The sequence below is a fragment of the Roseibium sp. genome (assembly GCF_025698965.1).
Lineage (GTDB): Bacteria > Pseudomonadota > Alphaproteobacteria > Rhizobiales > Stappiaceae > Roseibium.
Genome location: NZ_JAILWL010000288.1, coordinates 1 through 8,355 on the forward strand (window position 1 = coordinate 1; position 8,355 = coordinate 8,355).

The following is an 8,355-nucleotide window of genomic DNA, read 5'->3' on the forward strand; positions in this document are numbered from 1 at the left end:
AGCGGCATTCTGCCCAGCGTTTGCGCTGTTGCCATGGGAGCGGTTTCAGTTGAGCGGCATGTTACGCTCGACCGCTCAGACTGGGGATCCGACCAAAAGGCGTCCTTGGAAATGGATGAGATGGCTGAGCTTGTTGGCCAGTTGCTGCGATTTGAAGTGGTCAAAGGTGACGGCAGATTGAAGTTTTACGACGGCGAAAAACCTATCGCAGAAAAGTTGAGGCGCAATGATACTTTGCAAGCGGAAAAAATAGACTTTCCGTCTGAGTGCGCCACGGCTTGAGAGGCTTCAAACGATCTAGTCTCAAGCTACCGGTTTTCTGGCGACTGCAATCAGCGTGTCGCTCCTATCGCGTCTGACGAGATTGCGACTGTAGGCGGCATCTGCTTCGTCATCGACCAAATGAGCATAATGTTCATGTCCGCCTGGTTTTCGGTGCTGCAGCCAATAAAGATGGTTTGCAAGGCCGTATCTTTGAAAGCCGTCTACAGATATTCCGACAAAGCCAGCGTCGCGCATGAAAACTGCGAGACTTTCCTTGGTATGCAGAACCATGTGCTCGCTCCAGAACGTGAAGTTGCAATAAGCTTCGGATTTGATGTCTTCGATCAGGAAATCCCGAGCGTGCGGCACTTCCACAAAGATGAGACCTCCGGGCGCAAGGCTTTCGAAAATCGCGCGGAGGATCCCGATTTGATCGGGTATGTGTTCGAGAACGTGGAAAAGCGTGACCACGTCGAACTGTTCTGGTGCGTGAGTAATATCGGAAAAGAGCGAAACGCTGTCGCCAAGCCTCTTGCGGATCATGTCGCACATATCTTTGCGGATCTCCACACCACTGACGTTACGTGCAACGGAAATGGCGTGATCCAGGAACAGGCCGCGTCCTGTTCCGAAGTCGCAAATTTTGCGGCCCGAGATAAGGTCCCTGGTCTGATCAAGACGTCTTCGCAGATCGTCATTTCGTTTCAATTTGAGCAATCCTTCCCGCGTGAAAACCTCCGCTTCGGAATTTTTGCTGATCGTCTTTTTGTCGTAGTGAGCTTGCAGGTCAGGCAGCTGTGCCAAAAACACAACGCCGCTCTCTTCGTCACGCAGAACCGGGATGTCACTGTCGCGGGTGCACGGCCAGTGCACCCGGGTGGTTTTGTCCGAAATCAGGGCAAGCTCGTATAGCTGCTTTTGAAACAAAGGAGGCGAGGACGGGTTGGACATTGAGCGCTCGAACAGGTTTTCAAGTTTTGGATTGAGTAGTTGGACGTCATTAGAACCGTACATCAGTGCTTTGACCACCCGGGAGCGTCCTGCGGTCGTAGGTATCTTTCGATAACTTGTTGAAAATCGAGTATTCTTTGACTCATGGATTGATAATCAGACGTTGTTGATCGAACCATGAAACTAAATTCAACAGCGGACGACGTTGATCATGAACGACAATTCTCTCACATCTGGTGCCTCATGAGCTGCATCGCTGTGATTCCGGCGCGCGGCGGGTCAAAGGCTGTGCCTGGTAAAAACCTGAAAGAATTGGCCGGTAAACCCCTTATTGCCTGGACGTTGGAAGAAACCTCGAAGGTGTCATCTGTCAGCGAGATTGTTGTGTCGACGGATGATCCGAAAATTGCAGGCGTTGCCGCCGACTACGGCGCCCCCGTACCGTTCATTCGGCCGGCCGAGTTTGCAAACGACAATGTCCACGCGATCAATGTCATTCTGCATTTTATTTCATGGCTTGAAGAACAGGGGCGTAAGCTTCCTGATGCTATCGCCATGTTGCTTCCGACGTCTCCTTTGAGGCGGAGTTGGCATGTTGAAAAAGCGCTTGCCAAGTTTTCAGAAAATCCCCTGCGTCCGGTTGTTTCCGTTTATCGCAGCCTGACACCGCTGATCAGTTTGCGTTGGATCGAGGAGGACAAACTCTTGCCGGTTATAGAAGGTGTAAATCCGAACACTCAACGGCAGAACATCAAACCCGTCTTCGGCGTTAACGGGAGCATCTACATCGCGTCCCCGTCGCTCTTGAAAGAAAAAAAGACCTTCCACACGGAAGATGCACGACCATTTGTGATGGACAGGTTACATTCCCTGGACATCAACTCGTTAGATGACTTTGCAATGGCCGAGCATTTTCTGAAAGCCCCGGGCTTTGACCTGGATGTCAACCTGGTCAACGGAGGGGTAGAACATTGATCCGAATAGCGCACGTGGGCGGATGGAGCCGGAATTACGGCGACTTGGCTCTCCAGCAGGGGCAAATGCGAGTCATGCGGGAAGATGCACCCGAACCGCTCGATTTTTTGCCAATTCACTGTCAGCAGACGGTGTTTCACAGTGACTTGATTGACCTGGTCAACGAGACATGTGACCTGATAGTTCTCGGTGGCGGTGGTATGATTTTCCATCGACCTGAGGACAGTAGCCGCTCAGGTTGGCAGTTCAACATTGGGATCGAGGATCTGAAACGCATCAAGGTTCCCGTCGCGACATACGGTATCGGTTACAACGCATTCCATTTCGATGAAATGAAACTTCTGCCGAATGCGATGGAGCACCTCAGGGAAACACAGGCCAAAACCTCGCTTTTCAGTGTTCGCAATCAAGGCAGCAAGGACGCCCTTGTGGCGGGTGGTCTTGACGGAGATCGTATTGAGATCATTCCGGACCCGGGAATGTTCGTTCAGCCGCATGCCTTCACCCTGCCGGGCAGCGCGGATGCGGACATCAGGATTGGTTTGAACTGGGCAGGGGACAGGCCGCACTTCCGGTTTCAGGAGCCATGGAGTGAAAACCGCCAAAAGCTCATTAACGCGTTGTGCAACGCGTTTGAAACGATGGCACGCACTTATCCCGGGATGCGCGTCTATTTCATTCCTCATCTTGTTGACAGGATTGACAGCGATGTGTGGGAAATGTTCAAGTCCAGGCTTGGTGAGCGTACGATCAACCTTGAAGACTCTGCGTCACACATCTATCCGCCGTCCTTCGCACAGGTAGGTTTCCTGGCCGATGCCTATAGCCAGATGGATCTGACGATCGGTATGCGTGGGCACGCAAACATCGTACCCTTCGGCATGAACACAGTACCGGTTGGCCTGGGCAGTCACGACAAGGTCGGCTTCTTCCTGAAGGAAGCGGGACTTGAGCAAAACTGGTTGTCGACTCAGAACGAAGCCGATGCAGGTGGTGGAGACCGGATTGCGGAAAAACTGATTAGTCTTCTTGGTCAGAAAGATGTGCAGAAAGTTGCCATGGCGAAATGCCTAGCGGAATTCCGAGAAACGACGCGTGATTTCAACAAGCGTCTGTTTGAACTCGCAGGCTAGGTTGCGGGCCTTGGACACCGCCTCCTAAAGCCCGAGGCGTTCTTTCCTCGCACCAATATTGGCAGTCGCTTCCCATGCAGCCAGGTCGACACAAAGGGCCGGGACGATATCTACGGCCCGTTCATCCGGTTGGATTTTATAGTACGTGGTTGATGGATACCAGGGTGGGTTCTGCTCACCCAACAGGATGACCGTCGATATTGATCCAAATCGCCAGCACGGGACATCCAGTGCGCCTGCGAGATCTCCGACGCTCGTATTGGCTGTTATGACCAGATCCACACAAGCTGTCAATGCGGCAGCCGAATCTAGATCGTCGCGCAGATCGATGTCATCCCATGCGTGGAGGTTGATGTTCTTGGCCTCGCGAAGCCAGGTGAGTTCCTTTTCGAGCGCTCCGTACTGCAAGTTCACGAAAGTGATATCGGGCGTTTCCAGAATCGGGCTGAAATCCAGAATGCTCAGGTACCAGCGGGCGCGCCACGGTGCCAGATTACCTGATCGCCAGGAAACACCCACGACGGGTTTTTCACCGGCAGCTCCGAGCCGCGTGTGAAACAGTTGTGCTTTTTCCTTGTCAAAACTCAGGAACGGTGCCCTGCCACATTGAAAATCTGTGATTTCGCGGCGGTAATACGCCCCTAGATCGGCAACACAGCAATGACAATCATAATCGTCGATAGTTGGCATTTTGGTTTCAACGTCGAATTTACTTGGCCGTACCTTGGCGTCCGGAAAACTGCGTTTGAACAACGGGTAAAGTTTAACCGGTGCTTCGAAAATCACGTCCTCATGGTTTTCCAGAACGCTGTGTACAAGTGATGCATTCCGGATCGCATCGCCGACACCTTGATCGTTCCAGATCATCACAGTGCTGTCCCTGGCTGGTTCACCATCCCACTTTGGAACATCAAACTCTCGGCACACGACTGTTGAAAGATCGTCCCTAAAGCGAGCTTCGTGATATTCCCAGGCTTCCTTCAAACGGCCCGCTGCCATCAAGCTCAGCGAAAGGTTCCATTCTGCGGTTGGCATATCCGCCGGTGAAAGTTGCCGTGCCGTGTCAAGAGATTGGATTGCGGCTTCAAAGTTACCGACGCTGTATTGCATGACCCCAAAAGTCACTCGCCGGTGCGGATCCTTCTCGTTTTCATGAATTGCTCTCTCGGCGTAGGGGAGGCCTTCTGCGACTGCACCTGACTTGAAACACATGCGGGCGTATTCATGTTGCAGGTCGGCATTTTCTGGAAACCGTGCCAGCGCATCTTGCAGTTCTTGCCTAGAGACTTTCAAGTCTTCCAGTTCAAGCCGGCACCGTGCTCGTTCGACATAATTAATTGCGACACCAGGCATCAGCTGTATGGCTCGGTTGAATAGGTCCAGGGCGCGTTCATGTTCTTTCTGCTTGCGCAGCAGCAGACCGAAATTCTGGACTGCGTCACCAAAATTCGGGAAGCTCTTAAGTACAGTTTGAAAGGTTACTTCCGCCTCTTCCCACCGTTCGAGAGAGGTGAGGGCAATCCCCTTGATGTTCAGCGCCTCGCGCTCTACCGGGTTGAGCGACAAAGCCTTATGCGACACCGCCAGCAAGCTGTCCGGATCCGTTCCGACGTCCATCATCGCACGGGCAAGATTGGCGTAGAATGAGGACTGGTTCGGATTGGAAGCGATTGCCTTCTGAATGAACTCGATAGCTCGCTTGGGAAAACCGAGCTGCCTATATGTAACTCCGATGAGATTGAGGGCGTCTGGATTGTTTGGTGTTTTCTTCAGAACCTGTTTGTAACACCGCTGCGCCTTTTCGATCTCGCCGGACTTTTGATAGGCAAGACCTTTCATAAGTTTCTCGCGAACCGGGTTCGGAGCAGTTTGCGTTGCCATTTTGTCTCAATCCTCACGGAAACTGGCCGACCTTGCCGAATCGCACTGGCGACGGTGAATCACGATCAAAAGACTACCAAGGCAGTTTCCGCTTCGCAGGGGGAGTTGAGCCAATATGGTAAATCGGTTGGGGATTGCGCGGTTTTCAAGCGCATTTGTGCAATTCTTCAACAAAACAGCCGCAGACAAGTAATCTCTCGAACAGCCCTGATCACGTTGTCTCAATTCATGTGTGTTGCTAGGCTGTTGTATACGGCGTCTGCTTGGAGAAGTGCCAAATGTTAGGTTTAGGCGAATTAGAAACAGTTGATCGGAACCGGATACAAGGAACGTTCATCACCGCCGGTGCCGTCTTCATTTTTACCGCCTTGCAGGTCAGCAACACGTTTGCGCAGGAACAAACCTCAGACGAGCTCGTACTGGACGGCAAGGCTGTTGCCATCAAGGAGCGATCGATCAGTTGCGACGGCAAGCCGGACGATTTTCCCGACTACATTAACACCGAGCGCTTGGTGAATTGCGGTTCAGGCAAAATCGTCACGTTCGCCGACTATCCGAATCTTGAACGGCTGCTGCAGTTCACCATCAAGCCGGACGACAAAAAGCTTTTCGGCGGCAATCGTGCGGAGCTGGCCGACACGCGCATCTCCAAGAACGGGGAGGAGGCCTGGTATCGCATTTCCACGCTGATCCCTGAAGATTTCCCTGTCAATTCTCAGCATAGACTAGTGCTGGCGCAATGGCATGAACTCGATCAACCCGGCAAACCATTCCACCGACCGCCGTTATCTCATCGGCTCTGGAACAAAGAATTCGCGGTTGAACTCTTCAACAAGCAAATTATTGCGAAACTCGGGGATGAGCACGACGGCCAGATCCTCTACACGGCTCCTGAACTGGAGCCGGGCGTCTTTCATGATTATGCATACAAGATCATCTGGGCACCGGACGATAGAGGTGAAATCCATGCCTGGCACCGCAAGTGTGACGTGCTTGATCCATCGGAATGTAACTCAGACTGGGTGGAGTTCATAGACTACAAGGGATCCACCGGTTACGACAACGCCGCCGTCCAAGGATACTATTTCAAGTTCGGTCTCTACACGACCACAAAATTCGACACCACTTTCACAGCTTACCATTCAGCCTACAGCAGCGGAAAAACGCCTGCCGATATCGGCCTGATGGACCCGATGTTTAAGTGAAACAGGCAGTGATCTGACTTTGGATGACTTTCTTTCACAGCGACTTTAGGCCCGGGGGAACTTGGTCGTCTACTGAAATGTCGCCTGCTGTCACCCGATAAGTGAATCTCGCAACACAGTGCTATCTACACTTCCCAAAGAGAATCCGAACACATTCATCGGGAGTTGATGAAGGTTGTTTAAAATAAAGAAAGTAGGATTCAAGTAACGCGGATGATGTTGACTAGACTTTCAGTTCTTTCAATGGCCTTTTGTTTCTTTACTTGATTGCGCGCTGTGGGCAACCGGTTTGGTATGCAAGAAGATTGCTTTTCTTTGACATGTGCCGAATACAAATTGCTTTCAAGTAAGGATTAGTAGAGCGGGCAGGGGTTTCAAGAAGGAAATTTGGCTTTAAAGATGCGTTGTTGCCGGCTTGCGCCAGGGGTGTTGATCTCGACTGGTAGCTTGCCTGTCGGTGATGATCTTGGCGAACCGGGAATTACTTGCATTTGCGATAGAGATGGCAATTTCCCCAACGTCACTCAATAAAAACCTTCCAATTAGCTTTCTTGTTAACGTAGCGGTAGTTTGGGCTGCCTATTCTTTCCTTCTCACTAATGTTTCTGAACAGGTAGGCCTGTCGATGTCAAAGAAAAAGTCACTGCTGGAGACGGCCAACGCGTTGGCACTTGGAGTTGTCGTTTTGGCCGTTGTGGTGGTGATTGGGTCGGGTATGTATTTTGAAATTCAGTAGCGTCTACTTGAAAAAATAGATTTCAAAGTGTTGAACGGGGTTCACAAAGAGCCCGATAAACCTTGTTTTCAGTTGTTGCCGCCGGTTTGACATGGAAGCTGGTTCGAGTTCCGGAAACCTGCTCAGCAAAATCGTCAACCGTTCCTAAGCGTGACGTCAGGCAGTGTTCGTTGGCTTCAAGTGTCGCCTGCGTCATCGTTTGCATGCTTTCGACGCGGTTGTTTTTAGTCATGTCCAAAACCACTTTCGCCGAGAGGTGTCAGCGACCGATCCGGAGTGGGGTTGCTGCTGGAACACCGAATGCGTTCCAGCGAAATTCTGACTTGGACTGTTGTTCATGTGTGTGCGTGTCAGTGGACAGCGGAAGGCAATCAGGCTTGTCTGACCGGCTAGCCAGAGACTGGAAAAACAGTTTCGTGTGGTAAGGCCTAGTTTCCAATCCGCCCGGATTAAGCTGGCAAAGTCATGCCGGAATACCCGCCAGGGCATTCACTGCTGCGGCAAGTTCGTCGAAATGAGAAATCACGATGTCCGGTCCAAGTTCTGTCACAGGCACGGGCGTGTAACCGAAATCGACCGCGATAACGGGAATACCGGCATTGCGGGCGGCGTTGATATCCGTGCCGCTGTCGCCGATCATCAAGGAGCCTTCAATGCGTCCGCCAGCTCGCTGGATAGCACCGTGTACTGGCTCTGCATCGGGTTTTGAAACCGCATAAGTGTCACCGCCAACAACGGAATCGAAATGTCTGGACAAGTCCAGCTCGTCCAGGAGCGGCAGGGTGAGGCTTTCAGCCTTGTTGGTACACACGGCAAGTTTCCAGCCGTCCTTTCGAAAGGCCTCAAGAGTGCGGACAACACCGTCGAACGGTCTTGTGTGAACCGCGATGTTGTTGGCGTAGTGTTCCAGGAAATGCGCATACAAGGGAGCAACTGTGTCGTCGTTCCATTCGATGCCGTTATGGTCCAGAGCGCGTTGGATGAGAACTTTGGCCCCCATACCGACCATGTGCGCAATGTCGTCTTGCGGGATCGCAGAATATCCTGCATCGGTCATTACCACGTTGAGCGTGGCGACCAGGTCCTCCATCGAAGACACAAGTGTTCCATCCAGATCGAAAACAAGAACGGACATAATCTCTCAACCAATCGCTCTGTCGAATGAAGCAAAGCTGTTTGAGCTTTCAAACCACGTTCTGCTTCAGATAAA

General features: G+C 51.8%; 8 protein-coding genes. 5 read left to right on the top strand and 3 right to left on the bottom strand.

Annotation, left to right across the window (positions count from 1 at the left end; genetic code table 11):
• The coding region (locus K5905_RS20930) for an N-acetylneuraminate synthase family protein (RefSeq protein ID WP_297587281.1) at window positions 1-282 on the top strand (282 nt) is incomplete at its 5' end.
• 21 nt (window positions 283-303) lie between these two features.
• On the opposite strand, the gene K5905_RS20935 is transcribed toward K5905_RS20930, so the two are convergent.
• On the bottom strand, window positions 304-1,293 hold the full coding sequence (locus K5905_RS20935) for a class I SAM-dependent methyltransferase (protein WP_297587283.1): 990 nt from the start codon (window positions 1,291-1,293) through the stop codon (window positions 304-306).
• Window positions 1,294-1,392: 99 nt separating this feature from the next.
• Between K5905_RS20935 and K5905_RS20940 the strand changes: the two genes are divergently transcribed.
• Both K5905_RS20940 and K5905_RS20945 read left to right on the top strand, forming a co-directional pair.
• Window positions 1,393-2,190, top strand: a complete 798-nt coding sequence (locus K5905_RS20940; RefSeq protein WP_297587285.1) for an acylneuraminate cytidylyltransferase family protein — start codon at window positions 1,393-1,395, stop codon at window positions 2,188-2,190.
• A gap of 74 nt (window positions 2,191-2,264) precedes the next feature.
• Window positions 2,265-3,323: a polysaccharide pyruvyl transferase family protein gene (locus tag K5905_RS20945; RefSeq protein ID WP_297587287.1), complete on the top strand. Its 1,059-nt coding sequence runs from the start codon at window positions 2,265-2,267 to the stop codon at window positions 3,321-3,323.
• Between the two features lie 24 nt (window positions 3,324-3,347).
• On the opposite strand, the gene K5905_RS20950 is transcribed toward K5905_RS20945, so the two are convergent.
• A complete protein-coding gene (locus K5905_RS20950) occupies window positions 3,348-5,204 on the bottom strand; it encodes a tetratricopeptide repeat protein (RefSeq protein ID WP_297587288.1) in 1,857 nt (618 codons plus the stop codon).
• Between the two features lie 263 nt (window positions 5,205-5,467).
• Between K5905_RS20950 and K5905_RS20955 the strand changes: the two genes are divergently transcribed.
• A complete protein-coding gene (locus K5905_RS20955; RefSeq protein WP_297587290.1) occupies window positions 5,468-6,409 on the top strand; it encodes a heparin lyase I family protein in 942 nt (313 codons plus the stop codon).
• A 466-nt stretch (window positions 6,410-6,875) separates the two neighbouring features.
• Entirely contained in the window at window positions 6,876-7,145 is a 270-nt protein-coding gene (locus K5905_RS20960; RefSeq protein WP_297587292.1) for a hypothetical protein, read from the top strand.
• A gap of 463 nt (window positions 7,146-7,608) precedes the next feature.
• On the opposite strand, the gene gph is transcribed toward K5905_RS20960, so the two are convergent.
• Entirely contained in the window at window positions 7,609-8,280 is a 672-nt protein-coding gene (gene gph / locus K5905_RS20965) for a phosphoglycolate phosphatase (protein WP_297587295.1), read from the bottom strand.
• Window positions 8,281-8,355 lie beyond the last annotated feature (75 nt).